The sequence below is a fragment of the Streptomyces sp. Inha503 genome (genome assembly GCF_047215865.1).
Taxonomy (GTDB): Bacteria; Actinomycetota; Actinomycetes; order Streptomycetales; family Streptomycetaceae; genus Streptomyces; species Streptomyces lycopersici.
Genome location: NZ_CP178360.1, coordinates 5,092,350 through 5,108,076, shown reverse-complemented (window position 1 = coordinate 5,108,076; position 15,727 = coordinate 5,092,350). Strand labels below are relative to the sequence as shown.

Below are 15,727 nucleotides of genomic sequence, written 5' to 3'. Positions count from 1 at the left end.
CGCAGCCCCCCCGCTCCGATCCATTTGTTGCGGCAGGATGAAATCCGCACATCAGTGTGTTGGTTCCTTCCGGAAGCGTGTGCGGATCGGGAGGTCACGGGTGGCGGACGTAGTGGCGGGCGCGTCGGGTGAGACGGGTGAAAGGGATGCGGGCGGGGCGGACGCGGATGGCTCGGAAGCCGGGCAGGGCTGGGTAAGGCGGCTGTTCGGCTACTGCTGGCAGTACCGCAGCGATGTGCTGCTCGCCCTCGGCGCCTCGCTCGCCGGAATGGCCGTCATGGCGCTCGTCCCGCTGGTGCCGAAGCTGATCATCGACGATGTGATCGTCTCGCACGACCGGTCCCTCGCCCCCTGGGCCACCCTGCTGATCGTCGCCGCCCTCGTGGTGTACGTCCTCACCTACGTCCGCCGCTTCTACGGCGGACGGCTCGCCCTCGACGTCCAGCACGCCCTGCGCACCGAGATGTTCGCGGCCATCGCCCGCTTCGACGGCAGACGGCAGGACAAGCTCTCCACCGGCCAGATCATCGGCCGGGCCACCAGCGACCTCCAGCTGATCCAGGGCCTGCTCTTCATGGTGCCGATGATGATCGGCAACATTCTGCTCTTCCTGGTCTCGCTCGTCGTGATGGCCGTGCTCTCGCCGCTGCTCACCGTCGTCGCCCTCGCCGTCGCCCCGGCCCTGTGGATCCTCGCCTCCCGCAGCCGTATTCGGCTCTTCCCCGCCACCTGGTACGCCCAGGGGCAGGCGGCCGCCGTCGCGGGTGTGGTCGACGGGGCCGTGACCGGTGTCCGGGTGGTCAAGGGGTTCGGGCAGGAGGCGCAGGAGACCGACAAGCTGCGGGAGGTCGGCCGGGGGCTGTTCGCCGCCCGGCTGCGGACCGTACGGCTGAACTCGCGCTACACCCCGGCCCTCCAGGCCGTCCCCGCCCTCGGCCAGGTCGCCATGCTGGCGCTCGGCGGCTGGATGGCCACCCGGGGCCAGATCACCCTCGGCACCTTCGTGGCCTTCTCGACCTACCTCGCCCAGCTCGTGGGCCCGGTGCGGATGCTCACGATGCTGCTGACCATCGGGCAGCAGGCGCGGGCCGGGGTCGAGCGCGTCTTCGAGCTCATCGACACCGAGCCCGTCATCGACGAGCGCCCCGACGCCCGGGAGCTTCCCGAGGACGCCCCGGCGACGGTCGAGTTCGACCGGGTGAGCTTCGGCTACGACCCCGAGCGGCCGGTGCTCTCCGAGGTGTCCCTGCGCATCGAGCCGGGCGAGACCCTGGCCGTCGTGGGCGCATCCGGAAGCGGCAAGTCGACGCTGTCCATGCTGCTGCCGCGCTTCTACGACGTGTCGTCGGGCGCGGTGCGGATCGGCGGCCACGATGTGCGGGAGCTGACGTACGACTCGCTGCGCGGGGCGGTCGGGCTGGTGCCGGAGGACAGCTTCCTCTTCTCCGACACCGTGCGCGCCAACCTCGCCTACGGGCTGCCGGACGCGAGCGAGGAGCGGATCCGGGCCGCCGCCCGCGCCGCGCAGGCCGACGGTTTCCTCTCCGAGCTGCCGAACGGCTATGACACCGAGGTCGGCGAGCAGGGGCTGACCCTCTCCGGCGGCCAGCGCCAGCGGCTGGCCCTGGCCCGCGCGATCCTCACCGACCCCCGGCTGCTCGTCCTGGACGACGCCACCTCGGCGGTGGACGCGCGCGTCGAGCACGAGATCCACGAGGCGCTCCGGGGCGTCATGGCGGGCCGTACCACCCTGCTGATCGCACACCGCCCCTCGACCCTCGCCCTCGCCGACCGCATCGCGGTGATGGACCGGGGCCGGGTCGTGGACGTGGGCACGGACGAGGAACTGAGGGCGCGCAGCGCCGTGTACCGGCGCCTGCTGGCGGACGGGTCCGAGGCCGACGCCGCCCTGGCCCCGGGTGACGCTGCCCCGGCACCGGGCGGCGACACCCCGGCCCCGAGCGGCGACGGCCAGCCCCCGGGTGCGCCACGCGGCGCCGCCACGCACGCGGCGGGGTTCGCCGATGCGTTCGGCGGGGAAGCCGCCGCGACCGGGTTGGCCGAGCCGTGTCTCGACGGCGGGCCGCCCGCCGATGGCGACCGCACGGCGCACGGCCCCGAGGGGCGCCCGCTCCCCACGGCGTGTTGGCGGGCGCGCGGCGGGGACGACTCCGCGCACGCCGCCGGTGAGGCGGTCCATGAGGGAGTGGCGGCCGAGCCGTGGGCGCCGTCCGACCCGGAGGGGCGGGGCCGTTCACACGGTGGGGACGACCCCGCGCACGTCGTTCGAGAGGGGGAGGGCACCGTACGGGCGCCGGACGGGGACAGCACCACCTGTCCGCCGGACGGGGCCGTGGGCCACCGCGGGGTGACCCCGGAGCTATGGGTGCGGCCCGATGGTGAGCGCCGTAAGGGCGACACGGCGGTGGGCGCGGGGGCCGGGGCCGTGGCCGGGCCCGGGCTCGCGGGGGCGCTGTCCGGGATGCCCGCCACCCCCGAACTGCTCGCCAAGGTCGCCGCCCTGCCGCCCGCCACCGACACCCCCGACATCGACGAGGAGCGGGCCGCCCGCCCCGAGGAGACGTACGGGCTGCGGCGGCTGCTGCGCGGCTTCGGGGCGCCGCTCCTGGTCGCGCTGGCGCTCGTGGCCGTGGACGCGATCGCCGGGCTGCTGCTGCCCGTGCTCATCCGGCACGGGATCGACCAGGGCGTCCAGCGGCTCTCGCTCGGCGCGGTGTGGGCCGCCTCCGGGCTCGCGCTCGTCGTCGTCCTCGTGCAGTGGGCTGCCCAGATCGGCGAGACCCGGATGACCGGGCGTACCGGTGAACGGGTGCTCTACGCCCTGCGCGTGAAGATCTTCGCCCAGCTCCAGCGGCTCGGTCTCGACTACTACGAGCGCGAGCTGAGCGGCAAGATCATGACGCGGATGACCACCGACGTCGACGCGCTGTCCACGTTCCTCCAGACCGGTCTCGTCACCGCCGTGGTCAGCCTGCTGACCTTCTTCGGCATCCTGGTCGCGCTGCTCATCATCGACGTGGAGCTCGCGCTGGTGGTCTTCCTGACCCTGCCGCCGCTCATCATCGGCACGGTGGTGTTCCGGCGCCGCAGCGTCAAGGCGTACGAACTGGCCCGCGAGCGCGTGAGCGTGGTCAACGCGGATCTTCAGGAGAGCGTGGCGGGTCTGCGGATCGTGCAGGCGTTCCGGCGCGAGCGGTCCGGCCGGGAGCGGTTCGCGGCGCGCAGCGACGCCTACCGCCAGGCGCGGATCCGCGGTCAGCGGCTGATCTCGGTGTACTTCCCGTTCGTCCAGCTGCTGGCGTCCGTGGCCACGGCGCTGGTGCTCATCGTGGGCGCCGGGCGGGTCGGGGACGGCACGCTGACGGCGGGCGCGCTGGTGGCGTACCTCCTCTACATCGACCTGTTCTTCGCCCCCGTCCAGCAGCTCTCCCAGGTCTTCGACGGCTATCAGCAGGCCACCGTGTCGCTGGGCCGCATCCAGGAGTTGCTGCGCGAGCCCACCACCACACCGGTGGCCGAGGCCCCGCGCGAGGTGCCCGCGATGCGCGGCGACATCACCTTCGACGATGTGCGGTTCCGGTACGGGGACGGCGAGGAGGCGCTGGCGGGCATCTCGCTCACGATCCCCTCGGGGCAGACCGTGGCGTTCGTCGGGGAGACCGGGGCCGGTAAGTCCACGCTGGTCAAGCTGGTGGCGCGGTTCTACGACCCGACGCGGGGCGCCGTGCGGGTGGACGGTGTGGATCTGCGCGAACTCGACCTCACCGGATACCGCGGCCACCTCGGGGTGGTCCCGCAGGAGCCGTATCTCTTCGCCGGGACGGTGCGCGATGCCATCGCCTACGGACGGCCCGGCGCGAGCGACGCGGAGGTGGAGGCCGCCGCGCGGGCGGTCGGCGCCCATGACATGGTGGCGTCGCTCGACGGTGGCTATCTGCACGAGGTCTCCGAGCGCGGGCGCAATCTCTCCGCCGGGCAGCGGCAGTTGATCGCGCTGGCGCGCGCCGAGCTGGTGAACCCGGACATCCTGCTGCTCGACGAGGCCACGGCCGCGCTCGATCTGGCCACCGAGGCCCTGGTCAACCAGGCCACGGATCGTCTTACGGGACGGCGCACCACACTGGTCGTCGCCCATCGGCTGACCACCGCCGCCCGTGCGGACCGGGTGGTGGTCCTGGACCACGGCCGGGTCGTCGAGGACGGCACCCATGAGGAGCTGGTGGCGCGGGACGGCCGGTACGCCGCGCTGTGGCGCACGTTCATGGGCGAGACGGCTCCCGCCGTGGCGTAGCCGCTCCGCTAAGCGTTCCGCTCGGTGCCGGGATGCGTCTCGTCTCGGTCGGCTGCGGTGTTCGGTCGGCTGCGGCGCCGTCGTGGTTGCTCGCGCAGTTCCCCGCGCCCCTTCGGGGCGGTAACGCTTAGCGTTCGCCTGCTGTTACGTACGGTAACTTCATGGTTCCATGCCGCTGGCCCTCGCTATGCCCTCCACCTCCCGCCGGTCACGCTCCCGCTGCTCCGCCTCGGCCGCCACCCGCTGCTTGTGGCGGTGCAGGAAGTCGGGGTCCCCGGCTCGCTCCTGAGGCACCAGCACCTTCATGCCCTTGGCGTGCGGACTGTCGCCGAGGTCGACCACCACACGCTCGTCCTGGGAGGTGAGCAGGCCGAACAACACCAGCAGCTCGGCCTGGAGAGCGGGGGTGAACAGCTCTTTCTCCTCCGGCCCCATCCCGAGCTCGTACGTCCCCCCGCGGACGGCCGGTGAGGTGCTCAACTCGCGCAGCAGCCGCATCAGCAGCTCCAGCGAGCGAGGATCGATCCGTTCCTGCAATTCGTTCAGATACCGCGTCAGCCGCTCGGCCCGTTCACTCCGGTCGTGCCGTTCGTCTCGGTCCATACAGGCAGCATGAGCCATCACAGCCCGCTACGAAAGAGGGCGGCGGTAACAACTCTCCGTATTCGGCCCCGGGTTGGAGCGTTGACGGCATCTGGCGACGCGAGTGTGTGCCCGGATAGGTTCTCGGCGACCTGTGCGAATTCACGGGGCAATGGGTCAACACGGCAACAAGGGGAGGGTGCATGCGCAAGATGCTCAGATGGCTGTTGTCGCTCGCGATACTGGTGGGGGCGGTCGGCGTGGGCGCCGGAAGCGCGTCCGCGGCACCGGCCGCCCCCGCCCAGCCGGACATCAAGGAACGTGTCCTGGCGATTCCCGGAATGCGTTTCGTGGAGGAGCAGCCCTACGAGGGCTATCGCTTCCTCGTCTTCAGTTACGCCCAGCCGGTGGACCACCGGCATCCCTCCAAGGGCACCTTCCAGCAGCGGTTCACGCTGCTGCACAAGGCCACCGACCGGCCCACGGTCTTCTACACCTCGGGCTACAACGTCACCACCGCACCGCGCCGCAGTGAGCCCACGCAGTTGGTGGACGGCAACCAGGTGTCCATGGAGTACCGATTCTTCACTCCCTCCCGGCCCCAGCCCGCCGACTGGTCCAAGCTGGACATCTGGCAGGCCGCGAGCGACCAGCACCGCCTCTACCGGGCCCTGGAGCCCATCTACGGCAAGAAGTGGCTGGCCACCGGCGGCAGCAAGGGCGGAATGACGGCCACCTACTACCGTCGCTTCTACCCCCGGGACATGGCCGGCACCGTCGCCTATGTCGCGCCCAACGACGTGGCCGACAAGGAGGACTCCGCCTACGACCGCTTCTTCGAAGGCGTCGGCACCGCCGAATGCCGCACCAAGCTCAACGCGGTGCAGCGCGAGGCGCTGGTGCGGCGCGACGAGATCGTGAAGCGCTACCAGAAGTGGGCGGACGACGAGAAGCAGACCTTCACCGTCGTCGGCAGCGCCGACAAGGCGTACGAGAACGTGGTCCTGGACCTGGTGTGGGCCTTCTGGCAGTACCACCTGCTGAAGGACTGCGCGGACGTCCCCGCCCCGACCGCGTCCACCGATGAGCTGTACGGCTTCATCGACGAGATCTCGGGCTTCTCCGCCTACACCGACCAGGGCCTGGAGACCTACACGCCGTACTACTACCAGGCGGGCACCGAGCTCGGCTCGCCCACCTTCAAGACCCCGCACCTGGACGGGCTGCTGCGCTACCCCGGCATCTACGCCCCGCGCAGCTATGTGCCGCGTGACATCCCGATGCGCTTCAAGCAGGGCGTGATGCGGGACATCGACAGCTGGGTCCGGCACGACGCCCACCGGATGCTCTTCGTCTACGGCCAGAACGACCCGTGGGGCGCCGAGCGGTTCCGGGTCGGCAAGGGCGCCAAGGACGCGTACGTCTACACGGTGGCCGGCGGCAACCACGGCTCCAGCATCGCCCAGCTGACGGGCGACCAGAAGGCCAAGGCCACCGCCGAGGTGCAGCGCTGGGCGGGCGTCAGCCCGACGAGCAAGCCCCTCGCCCGGCACGACGCGAAGCTGGACCGCCGCGAGGTGGAGCGCGAGCCGGTGACGCTGCGCCCGTAGGGCGCGCCCGCGGGCCCCGACCGGGCACGGGCGCCAGGGGGTGCCCGGCGGGCCCCCTAGTAACTCAGCCCGTGCCCGATCGGGTACAGCACCCGCGACGGGTCGTCCGCGTGCCGGACCGCGACCGGCAGTTTGCCGCGTGGCGCGGTCCGGCCCGCGATGACGCGGGCGGCGGCTCGCAACTCCACGTCCGTCCAGCAGTAGGCGGCCAGCGAGGCGCCGGGGGCCGTGTCGCGGCCGTTCAGGCGCGCGATGTCGTACGGATTGCGCAGGGCCAGGTGCACCACCGGCACGCCGGTAGCCACCAGCCGTGCCACCAGGGTGCGCTGGGCGGAGCCGGAGGCGATGTCGTACGTCGTCACGATCACCGCGTCCCGCCCGCGCGCCGCCGCGACCGCCGCCTCGATGCGCCGCGGGGAGGGGCCGGGGGAGGCGGCGGTGCCGGTGGTGAGCGCCTCGGTGCGGAAGCCGAGGCCGGACAGGGCGCGGGCCAGGACGGACGTCGGCGGGCCGCCGGTACCGGAGGGCGCGGCGGCGTCCACGCCCACTACCAGCAGTTCGCGGTGGCGGCGCGGCGACAGCGGCAGCAGTCCGCCGCGGTTGGTGATCAGGGTGGTGGTGCGCTCGGCGATACGGTCGGCGGTGGCGCGGTGCTCGCGGGTGCCCACCGTGCGGTTGACCGCGCGGTCGCTGGTGTACGGATCGTCGAACAGGCGCCGGCGCGCCTTGAGTTCGAGGACGCGCCGCAGCGAGCGGTCGATCCGGTCCTCGCTGATCTCGCCCGCCCGTACGGCCTTGTGCACACCCTCGAAGGCGAGGGACAGGCTCGGTGGGTTCAGCAGCTGGTCCACGCCCGCCTTGAGCGCGAGCACCGGCACCCGGTCGTCACCGTACTTCTTCCGCACCCCTTCCATGCCGAGCGAGTCGGTGACCACCACGCCGTCGTAGCCCAGCTCCTCGCGGAGCACACCGGTGAGGATGGGGCGGGAGAGCGTGGCGGGGTCGTCGGCCGGGTCGAGCGCGGGGAAGAGCAGATGGGCCGTCATGATCGAGTCGATTCCGGCCTCGATCGCGGCCCGGAACGGCGGCGCGTCCAGCCGCTCCCACTCCTTCCGGGAGTGGGTGATCCGCGGTAGCCCCACATGGCTGTCCACGCTGGTGTCGCCGTGGCCGGGGAAGTGCTTGGCGGTGGCCGCGACCCCGGCGCTCTGATAGCCCTCCACCTGGGCCGCCACCATCCGGGCCACGGCCTTCGGATCGGCGCCGAAGGAGCGCACCCCGATCACCGGATTGGCGGGGTCGACGTTGACGTCCGCGATCGGGGCGTAGTCCTGCCGGATGCCGAGCGCGGCCAGCTCCGCGCCCGCGGTGCGGGCGGCCGTACGGGCGTCGGCCGCGCTGCCGCCCGCGCCGAGCGCCATGGCGCCCGGGAACAGCGTGGCGGGCGCGCCGACCCGGGCGACGGTGCCGTACTCCTGGTCGGTGGAGAGCAGGACGGGGACGGGCACGGAGGCGGCCAGCGCGGCCTTCTGGATGCCGTTGGAGAGCGCGGCCACCTGGTGGGGATCGCGGATGTTGTGTGCCCATCCGATGTACATCACCCCGCCCACGTGATACTTCGCGATCAGCTCGGCGGCGTTGTCGACGCCGATCTCCTTGCGGTTGGCCGCGACATCGGCGGGGTCGGGGCGGGTGGCCGAATGGCCGTACACCCGCATCACGAAGAGCTGGCCGATCTTCTGGTCCAGCGTCATCCGCCCGATGAGCTCGTCGATCCGCCGGCGGTCGCGCTCGTGGTCCCGGCCGGGCTCCGTGGTGGGCCGGGAGGGGGCCGCGGACGGGCTGCCGGAACCGGCCGTGGTGCGGCGAGCGGGGGCCGCGGGCGCGGGGGAGCCGTTCGTCGGTCCGCTGCACGCACCGGCCGCGGCGGCGGTCAGGGTGGCGGTGAGCAGGGCGCGGCGAGACGTCGTGTGCACCCGCACTCCTTCCATGGGACGTTCGGAGGGGGCGGCCATAGGTGTGCAGGACACGCTGGGACACAAACGGCGGCCGGGTCAAGGAAAGTTGGCCTTTCCCACGGCATCGATATGCGGCTCCGCCGCGTGGTCCGGAAGCGTAAAGGAAAAGACTGGTTAAAGACCGTGATCTGGTGTCTGCACGAAACCGGTACTAAACTCTTGACCGGGTATGCGCGGTATTTGTATGAGGCATCCGTTCTCGCTTATGTTCCGTTTTCATGACCCCACCGACGGGTGCCAAGCCCCCCACACACATCGCCATGTTCGGCATCGCGGCACACGGGCACGTCAATCCGAGCCTGGAGGTGATCCGCGAGCTGGTGGCCCGCGGCCACCGGGTTACCTACGCCATCCCCGAGTCGTTCGCCGAGAAGGTGGCCGAAACCGGCGCCGAGCCGAAGACCTACACCTCGATCCTCCACGGTGAGAATGTGCCGGGCGCCAGGGGCTCCGAACTGATCGACTACATCGAGCCGTTTCTCATCGAGGCGGAGCAGGCACTCCCGCAGCATCTGGCGGCCTACGAGGGCGATGAGCCGGATCTGGTGATGTACGACGTGACCGCCTACCCGGCCCATGTCCTCGCCCATCGGTGGGGCGTGTCCGCCGTCGAGCTCGCGCCCAGCTTCGTGCCCTGGGACGGCTACCGCGAAGAGGTCTTCGAGCCGATGTACGCCCATATGCGGCGGTCGGAGCGCGGCCGGGCCTACTACGCGCGCTACCGCGCCTGGCTCGAGGGCAACGGCCTGGCCGACACCGACCCCGACACCCTCATCGGCCGCCCCAGCCGCTGTGTCGCCCTCATCCCCGAACTGCTCCAGCCCAACGCCGACCGCGTCGACACCTCCGTCTACAGCTTCGTCGGCGGCTGCCAGAGCGCCCGCCGCGACGTGGCGGAGTGGCGCCGCCCGGGGCGGGCCGCCGGGACCGACCGGATCCTGCTGATCTCGCTCGGCTCCACCTGGACCAGGGAGCCCGGCTTCTACCGCGCGTGCGTCGCGGCGTTCGGCGATCTGCCGGGCTGGTACGTGGTGCTCCAGATCGGCGAGTTCGTCGACCCGGCCGACCTCGGCGAGATCCCGGCCAATGTCGAAGTGCACACCTGGATACCGCAGTTGAGCGTGTTGCGGAAGGCCGACGCGTTCGTCACCCACGCGGGTGCGGGCGGCGCCCAGGAGGGGCTGGCCTGCGGGGTGCCGATGGTCGCCGTACCGCAGGCCGTCGACCAGTTCCGCAACGCGGACACGCTCGAAGCGCTCGGGGTCGGCCGCCATCTGCCCAAGGCGGAGGCCACGGCTCCGGCGCTGCGCAAGGCGGTGCTCGATCTGGTGGACGACCCCGAGGTGGCCGCCCGCTGCGCCGCGCTCAAGGCACGGATGGCCGCCGAGGGCGGGCCGGACCGGGCGGCGGACCTGATCGAGGCGGAGCTGCCGGGCCGACACCCCGTGCGGAACCGGTGCGGGCCGCGGAGCGTCGAAGCGGTGTGCTGATGGGGAGTCTCCGCACGGCGGTACCCGGCCGCGCTGCTGGCTGCGTGGCCCACCACCCTCTCCGCCGCTCGCGGCCAGCAGCACCCGCCGCCGGCGCGACACCCCTCCCAGAGCGTCGGCGGCGCACCGGGGGAGCGAATCGGCCCGTGGTCTGCGCAGGCTCTCAGCTCGTGCGCCGCGGCCAGAGGTCGCCCAGCAGCCGCACCGTTTCGGTGATGGCGGGGCGGCGGGCCGCGCCCGGACGCCACAGGGCGTACAGCCGCCGTACCGGGACCGGCTCCAGGGGCAGCGCCAGCACCCCGTCGGGCAGCGGACCGCGCCCGAGGCGGGGCATCAGCGCCACGCCGAGACCGGCCGCCACCAGGGCGATCTGGGTGTGGTTCTCCGCCGCCTGGTACGCCAGGTCCGGCTCATGGCCCGAGGCGCGCAGCGTACGGACCAGCCAGTCGTGGCACACCGACCCCGGCGGCTGGCAGATCCACCGCTGGCCCGGCAGATCCTCGCGGCGCAGCGGGCGCCGTGCGGCCACCCGGGCCAGCGGATGTCCGGCCGGGGCGAGCAGATCGCACAGATCCTCCCCGATGACCGCCCGTTCCTGCCCCTCCGGGGCGGGCAGCGGGGCTATGTCCCAGTCATGGGCCACCGCCAGGTCGATGACCCCCTGCGCCACCAGGTCCACCGACAGATGCGGGTCCACTTCGAGCAACCGGGCGTCCAGGGAGGGGTGTTCGGCCATGAGCGAGGCCAGCACCACGGGCATCAGCCCGCGCGCCGCCGAGGCGAAGGCGCCGATCACCAGCCGGCCGGTCGGCTGACCGCGCCGCTCCTCCAGGGTGGTCTCGGCCTCCTCGACGATGGCGAGCAGCTGCTGGGCGGTGGCGGCCAGATGCCGCGCCGCGTCGGTCAGCGCGATGCCCCGGCCCTGCCGCTCCAGCAGGGTCGTCCGGGTCTCCCGCTCCAACTTGGCGATCTGCTGCGATACGGCGGACGGGGTGTAGCCGAGCGCGATCGCGGCGGCGCTGACCGAGCCGTGCACGGACACCGCGTGCAGAGCCCGCAGCCGGGCCAGATCCAGCACGTTCCGCCCTCCTCGTACCTTTAACCGTTACTGCATCCAAGCATGAAGACATCCGCGCTGGTGCTACAAGGTCCGGGCGGCCGATCCTCGACCCATGCGATCAACGCAACCCATGCGACCTGTGCACATAGCCCTCGCCGTGCTGGTCACGGCCCTGTGGGGGGTCAACTTCGTGGTCATCGAGGTGGGCCTCGACCACTTCCCGCCCCTGCTCTTCTGCGCCCTGCGGTTCCTGGTGGCCGCACTGCCCGCCGTCTTCCTGGTCGGCCCGCCGAGGGTCGCCTGGCGATGGATCCTGGGGGTGGGGCTGGCCCTGGGCGTGGCGAAGTTCGGGCTGCTGTTCATCGGGATGCACGAGGGGATGCCCGCCGGGCTGTCCTCGCTGGTGCTCCAGATCCAGGCGGTGTTCACGGCGCTCTTCGCGGCCGTCGTCCTCGCCGAACGCCCCGGTCGGCGGCGGCTGCTGGGCATGGCCGTCGCCCTCGCCGGGATCGCGGTGGCCGCCGTGGACGAGGGCACCTCGGGGCCGCTCCTCGGCTTCGTCCTCGTCGTCGCGGCGGCGGCCTTCTGGGGCGTCTCCAATGTCCTCACCCGCAAGGCGGCGCCGCCCGACGCCCTGAACTTCATGGTGTGGGTGAGCCTGGTCCCGGTGCTGCCGCTGCTCGCGCTCTCGCTGGTGTTCGAGGGCGCGCGACCCGATGTCGAGGCGCTCAGCAGGCTCGACTGGGCCGGGGTGGGCGCCATCGTCTATGTCGCCTGGGTCACCACCGTGTTCGGCTTCGGGATCTGGGGCTTTCTGCTGCGCACCTACGACGCCTCGGCGGTCGCCCCGTTCTCGCTGCTGGTGCCGGTCTTCGGGATGTCCTCGGCGGCGCTGGTGCTGGGGGAGGGCATCAGCGCACCGCGCTGGCTGGCGGCGGCGCTGCTGGTGGGCGGCGTGGCGCTGACATCGCTCCCGGCCGGGGGACTGAGCCGGATGCGCCTCTGGGCGCGCCGCCGCCCCGAGCTCAGGCCGCGTCGGCGAGCAGCCGCAGCAGATGCTCCCGGCCCGGGGCCAGCAGTTCCGGGAACGCCCGCGCCCGCGGGTACCACCGCTTCTCGTACTCCCAGCACAGCCAGCCGTCCCAGCCCTCGCGGCTGAGCAGCTCCACGCACTCGGTCAGCGGCAGCACCCCCTCGCCCAGCGGCAGCGGGGTGGTGTCCTCGGCCGAGGCGATGTCCTTGACCTGGACGTAGCCCAGATGCGCGAAGAGCGCCGGATAGCTGGTGGCCGGGTCCTCGCCGCCCAGCCAGGTGTGCATCACATCCCAGATCGCCCCCACGCTGCCATGGCCCACGAGCCCGAGGACCCGGGCCGCGTCCGCGCCCGTCCGGTGCGAGTCGTGGGTCTCGAGCAGCAGCCGTACGCCGAGGTCGGCGGCGCGGGGCGCGGCCGCCGCGAGCCGCCGGGCGGCCGTGGCGTCGGCCTCCTCCGGGCTCTGCTCCCCGCCGCCGGGGAAGACCCGGACATTGCGGGCGCCCAGGTCGTGGGCGAGTTCCAGCAGCTCCCCGAGGCCGGTCAGCACCGGCTCGTCCGGCCCGGCCTGGGCGGCGCGCACATATCCGGCGACGGTGAGGATCTCGACCCCGGCGTCCCGGAACTCCGCCACCACCCCGGCCCGTTCGTCCGCCCCGATCCCCGGGTGCACCGGCTCCTCGGGGTGGGCGCGCAGCTCGATGCCGTGGTACCCGGCTCCGGCGGCGAGCCGGGCCACGTCGGGCACGGGCATACCGGGGACGCCGAGGGTGGAGAAGGCGAGCTTCATGCGGGCTCCCTTGGTGGGTTCGTGCGGAACGTGAATCAATCCTGCCGTGCGGATCACGCCTGCGGCGTGTCTTGCCGGGTGCCCCGCCGTTGTGCCCCCTACGCGGTGTCCGGCGGTACGCGTACGCCTGCGGTGGGCTGCTCCCCTCCCCGCCCCTTCCCACAACCAGGGGCTTCGCCCCCGGCCGGACGGGCTGAAATCAGCCCCTCCGGCGTTTGAGGAGCGGGGTCTGGGGCGGAGCCCCAGTTGTGGGAAGGGGCGGGTAGGGGACAGATCCGTCGGACACTCGCTAAGCCGTGGTCCGGCCCCCGGACCCGCGAGCCCCCGGTGCCGCCGATGCCCCCGGTGCCCCCGAACGGGCGACGTGTTCCCCCGATGGCTGAGGTCCGCTCACCCGGCCGTCAGGCGCCACAGCGACGTCACCTCCGCCGCGCGGGCCGAGTGGAGGGGGTCGGTGGGGTCGAAGGCGCGGGGGTGGACGGGGCGGACGTCCAGCCGGTCCAGGACCGTCAGGCCCGCCGTGTCGAAGGCGGCCAGGAGTTCGGCGCGCGGCCGCAGGCCGAGGTGTTCGGCGAGGTCGGAGAGGATCAGCCAGCCCTCGCCGCCGGGGGTCAGATGCCCGGCCAGCCCGTTCAGGAAGCCGTGCAGCATCCGGCCGGACGGGTCGTAGACGGCGTATTCGAGCGGTGAGGAGGGCCGGGCCGGGACCCAGGGCGGGTTGCAGACCACCAGCGGGGCGCGGCCCGGTGGGAAGAGGTCGGCCTCGACCACCTCGACGCGCTCGGTCAGGCCCAGCCGGGCCACGTTCTCCCGGGCGCACGCGAGCGCCCGCGCGTCCTGGTCGGTGGCCACCACCCGCTCGATACCGCGCCGGGCGAGGACGGCGGCCAGGACGCCGGTTCCGGTGCCGATGTCGAAGGCCAGCTCGTGCGACGGCAGCGGGGCCTCGGCCACCAGGTCGACGTACTCGCCGCGCACCGGTGAGAAGACCCCGTAGTGCGGATGGATACGGTCCCCGCCCAGCGCCCGCACCTTGACGCCCTTCTCCCGCCACTCATGCGCGCCGATCAGCCCGAGCAACTCGCGGAGCGAGACCACCGAGGGGCCCTGCGCCGGGCCGTACGCCTCGGCACACGCCTGCCGTACGTCCGGCGCCCGGCGCAGCGGAACGCCGAAGTCCGCGTCCAGCGGCACCAGCACCATCCCCAGCAGCCGGGCCCGCCGGGACTGGGCCTGGCGGTGCCGGTGGAACGCCTCGGCCGGGGACGCCGCCGGTGGCCGCCGCTCCTTCGCCCGGCGCGGGCCCCGGTCGATCCGGCGCGCCAGCGCCGTCAGCAGCTGACGGGCGCCCTGGTAGTCGCCGCGCCACAGCAGCGCGGTGCCCTCGCAGACGAGGCGGTGGGCGGTGTCGGCGGGCATCCGGTCGTCCGCGATCGCGACCCGCCGGGGCGGCGGCGTACCGCTCTCGGAGCGCCACTGGGCGCTACGGGTCCCGCCGTCCTCGGTCCACTCGATGACCTGCTGGGTACTCAGGGGTACGCCCTTTGCTCTTGTGCCGTTCCGACGCGCGCCGCGAGCACGCCGCACCGATGCGTCGTCCGTACGTCGCCCATGCGATGCCCGGGTGCTGTACGGGCCGGTGTGTGTGCGCCGATCCTTCCGGTACCGGGCCCCGCGCGCGAGCGGTTTTCCGGTCGAGGTGACGTCGCGTCAACTATTCGGTGGAGAAGTCAGCCCCGCGCGGCCTCCCGCAGCACCAGCCGCCAGTCCTGGCCGACCAGCGGCGACCCGTAGCCCCCGTGCCGCTTCTCGGCGATCACCTCGAACCCGGCCCGCTCATAGATCCGGCGGGCGGAGGTCAGGACGTCATTGGTCCACAGCACCAGCTCGCGGTAGCCCGCCTCGCGCGCGAAGTCGACGCACGTGCCCACCAGCCGCTCGCCGATCCGCCGCCCGCGCGCCTCCGGCTCCACGAGCAGCAGCCGCAGCCGGGCCGTATCGGGGCGCTCGTCCCGTACGCACATCACCGATCCGACGGGATGGCCGTCGAGCTCCGCGATCCACGCCCGCTCACGGGTCGGGTCATGGCTCGCGCCGAACTCCCCGACGATCCGGGCCACCAGGGCCTCGAACTCGGCGTTCCACCCGAACTCCCGGGCGTACACGGCGCCGTGGCGCTGCACGATCCAGCCCAGGTCCCCCGGCTCCAGTCCGCGCAGCCGCACCTCGGGCTCCGCCGGGCCGGTGAACACGCCGCGCGCGGTGGCCAGGGCATCCCGCAGCCGCCCCAGCTCGTTCCTGGGGACCTTGGCCAGCAGCCCGGTCACCGCCTCCCGCGAGCGCCGGTCCAGATCCTCCGCCGCCGCCCGGCCCTCCGCGGTGAGCAGCACCTCCTGGAAGCGGGCGTCGCGGTGATGGCGCTCGCGCGTCACCAGCCCGCGCTCCTCGAACCGGCTCAGCGCCCGGCTCAGATGCGCGGCGGTGACCCCCAGGTGCTCCCGGAGCGCCGAGACATGGGTGCGCTCGCGCTGGGCCAGCTCGTAGAGGATGCGGGCCTCGCCGAGCGTGTACGGGGTGTTGAGCTGCCCCGGGTAGTCGAGGACGCCGATCAGCCGGGTGTACATCCGGTTGAAGTCGCGGACCTCGTCCACGGCCAGGTCAAGATCGTCGCGCGGCTCCATCCGGCACCCCTCCGTACCCCTGTGTCGATTTTGCTTGACCTTATAGTTGCGCCAGATCAAGTATTTGGGAAGGGGGTCCCCTGCCGGGGTGGATGTCGGTGGTGGCGACCGCAACGCCAACGCGCTTCGAGTTCGTCCCGCCTGCGGGCCG

At 72.7% G+C, this 15,727-nt stretch carries 9 protein-coding genes and 1 pseudogene; 4 read left to right on the top strand and 6 right to left on the bottom strand.

Features of this window, described 5'->3' with window-relative positions:
- Positions 1 to 202: 202 nt before the first annotated feature.
- Positions 203 to 4,312 (top strand): ABC transporter transmembrane domain-containing protein, encoded by a 4,110-nt coding sequence (locus ACJX2R_RS20835; protein WP_413105916.1) that lies wholly within the window; start codon positions 203 to 205, stop codon positions 4,310 to 4,312.
- 159 nt (positions 4,313 to 4,471) lie between these two features.
- On the opposite strand, the gene ACJX2R_RS20830 is transcribed toward ACJX2R_RS20835, so the two are convergent.
- The gene (locus ACJX2R_RS20830) at positions 4,472 to 4,915 is read right to left on the bottom strand and encodes a hypothetical protein (protein ID WP_020871152.1); all 444 of its coding nucleotides are present in this window, start codon (positions 4,913 to 4,915) and stop codon (positions 4,472 to 4,474) included.
- A 182-nt stretch (positions 4,916 to 5,097) separates the two neighbouring features.
- Between ACJX2R_RS20830 and ACJX2R_RS20825 the strand changes: the two genes are divergently transcribed.
- Positions 5,098 to 6,504 (top strand): S28 family serine protease, encoded by a 1,407-nt coding sequence (locus tag ACJX2R_RS20825; protein ID WP_413101364.1) that lies wholly within the window; start codon positions 5,098 to 5,100, stop codon positions 6,502 to 6,504.
- Positions 6,505 to 6,560: 56 nt separating this feature from the next.
- On the opposite strand, the gene ACJX2R_RS20820 is transcribed toward ACJX2R_RS20825, so the two are convergent.
- A complete protein-coding gene (locus tag ACJX2R_RS20820; RefSeq protein WP_413105915.1) occupies positions 6,561 to 8,495 on the bottom strand; it encodes a glycoside hydrolase family 3 protein in 1,935 nt (644 codons plus the stop codon).
- 245 nt (positions 8,496 to 8,740) lie between these two features.
- Here ACJX2R_RS20820 and ACJX2R_RS20815 point away from each other — a divergent pair, with 245 nt between their 5' ends.
- Positions 8,741 to 10,012 (top strand): macrolide family glycosyltransferase, encoded by a 1,272-nt coding sequence (locus ACJX2R_RS20815; RefSeq protein WP_413101363.1) that lies wholly within the window; start codon positions 8,741 to 8,743, stop codon positions 10,010 to 10,012.
- A gap of 163 nt (positions 10,013 to 10,175) precedes the next feature.
- On the opposite strand, the gene ACJX2R_RS20810 is transcribed toward ACJX2R_RS20815, so the two are convergent.
- Positions 10,176 to 11,090: a LysR family transcriptional regulator gene (locus ACJX2R_RS20810; protein WP_413101362.1), complete on the bottom strand. Its 915-nt coding sequence runs from the start codon at positions 11,088 to 11,090 to the stop codon at positions 10,176 to 10,178.
- A 112-nt stretch (positions 11,091 to 11,202) separates the two neighbouring features.
- Between ACJX2R_RS20810 and ACJX2R_RS20805 the strand changes: the two genes are divergently transcribed.
- Entirely contained in the window at positions 11,203 to 12,231 is a 1,029-nt protein-coding gene (locus tag ACJX2R_RS20805; protein WP_413101361.1) for an EamA family transporter, read from the top strand.
- Here the strand turns inward: ACJX2R_RS20805 and ACJX2R_RS20800 are convergent.
- The 3 genes and pseudogenes from ACJX2R_RS20800 to ACJX2R_RS20790 form a co-directional block, all read right to left on the bottom strand.
- A pseudogene (locus ACJX2R_RS20800) lies at positions 12,212 to 12,859 on the bottom strand (sugar phosphate isomerase/epimerase family protein); the annotation flags it as partial. The gene ACJX2R_RS20805 and the pseudogene ACJX2R_RS20800 overlap by 20 nt on opposite strands.
- Before the next feature lie 426 nt (positions 12,860 to 13,285).
- A complete protein-coding gene (locus ACJX2R_RS20795; protein WP_413105914.1) occupies positions 13,286 to 14,428 on the bottom strand; it encodes a methyltransferase in 1,143 nt (380 codons plus the stop codon).
- 197 nt (positions 14,429 to 14,625) lie between these two features.
- A complete protein-coding gene (locus tag ACJX2R_RS20790) occupies positions 14,626 to 15,576 on the bottom strand; it encodes a GNAT family N-acetyltransferase (RefSeq protein ID WP_413101360.1) in 951 nt (316 codons plus the stop codon).
- Positions 15,577 to 15,727 lie beyond the last annotated feature (151 nt).

Excerpts from the sequence above, each read along its gene's own strand:
- ACJX2R_RS20830 (WP_020871152.1), bottom strand. The coding sequence starts at position 4,915 with ATGGACCGAGACGAACGGCACGACCGGAGTGAACGGGCCGAGCGGCTG.
- ACJX2R_RS20825 (WP_413101364.1), top strand. The coding sequence starts at position 5,098 with ATGCGCAAGATGCTCAGATGGCTGTTGTCGCTCGCGATACTGGTGGGG.
- ACJX2R_RS20820 (WP_413105915.1), bottom strand. The coding sequence starts at position 8,495 with ATGGAAGGAGTGCGGGTGCACACGACGTCTCGCCGCGCCCTGCTCACC.
- ACJX2R_RS20815 (WP_413101363.1), top strand. The coding sequence starts at position 8,741 with ATGACCCCACCGACGGGTGCCAAGCCCCCCACACACATCGCCATGTTC.
- ACJX2R_RS20805 (WP_413101361.1), top strand. The coding sequence starts at position 11,203 with ATGCGACCTGTGCACATAGCCCTCGCCGTGCTGGTCACGGCCCTGTGG.
- ACJX2R_RS20790 (WP_413101360.1), bottom strand. The coding sequence starts at position 15,576 with ATGGAGCCGCGCGACGATCTTGACCTGGCCGTGGACGAGGTCCGCGAC.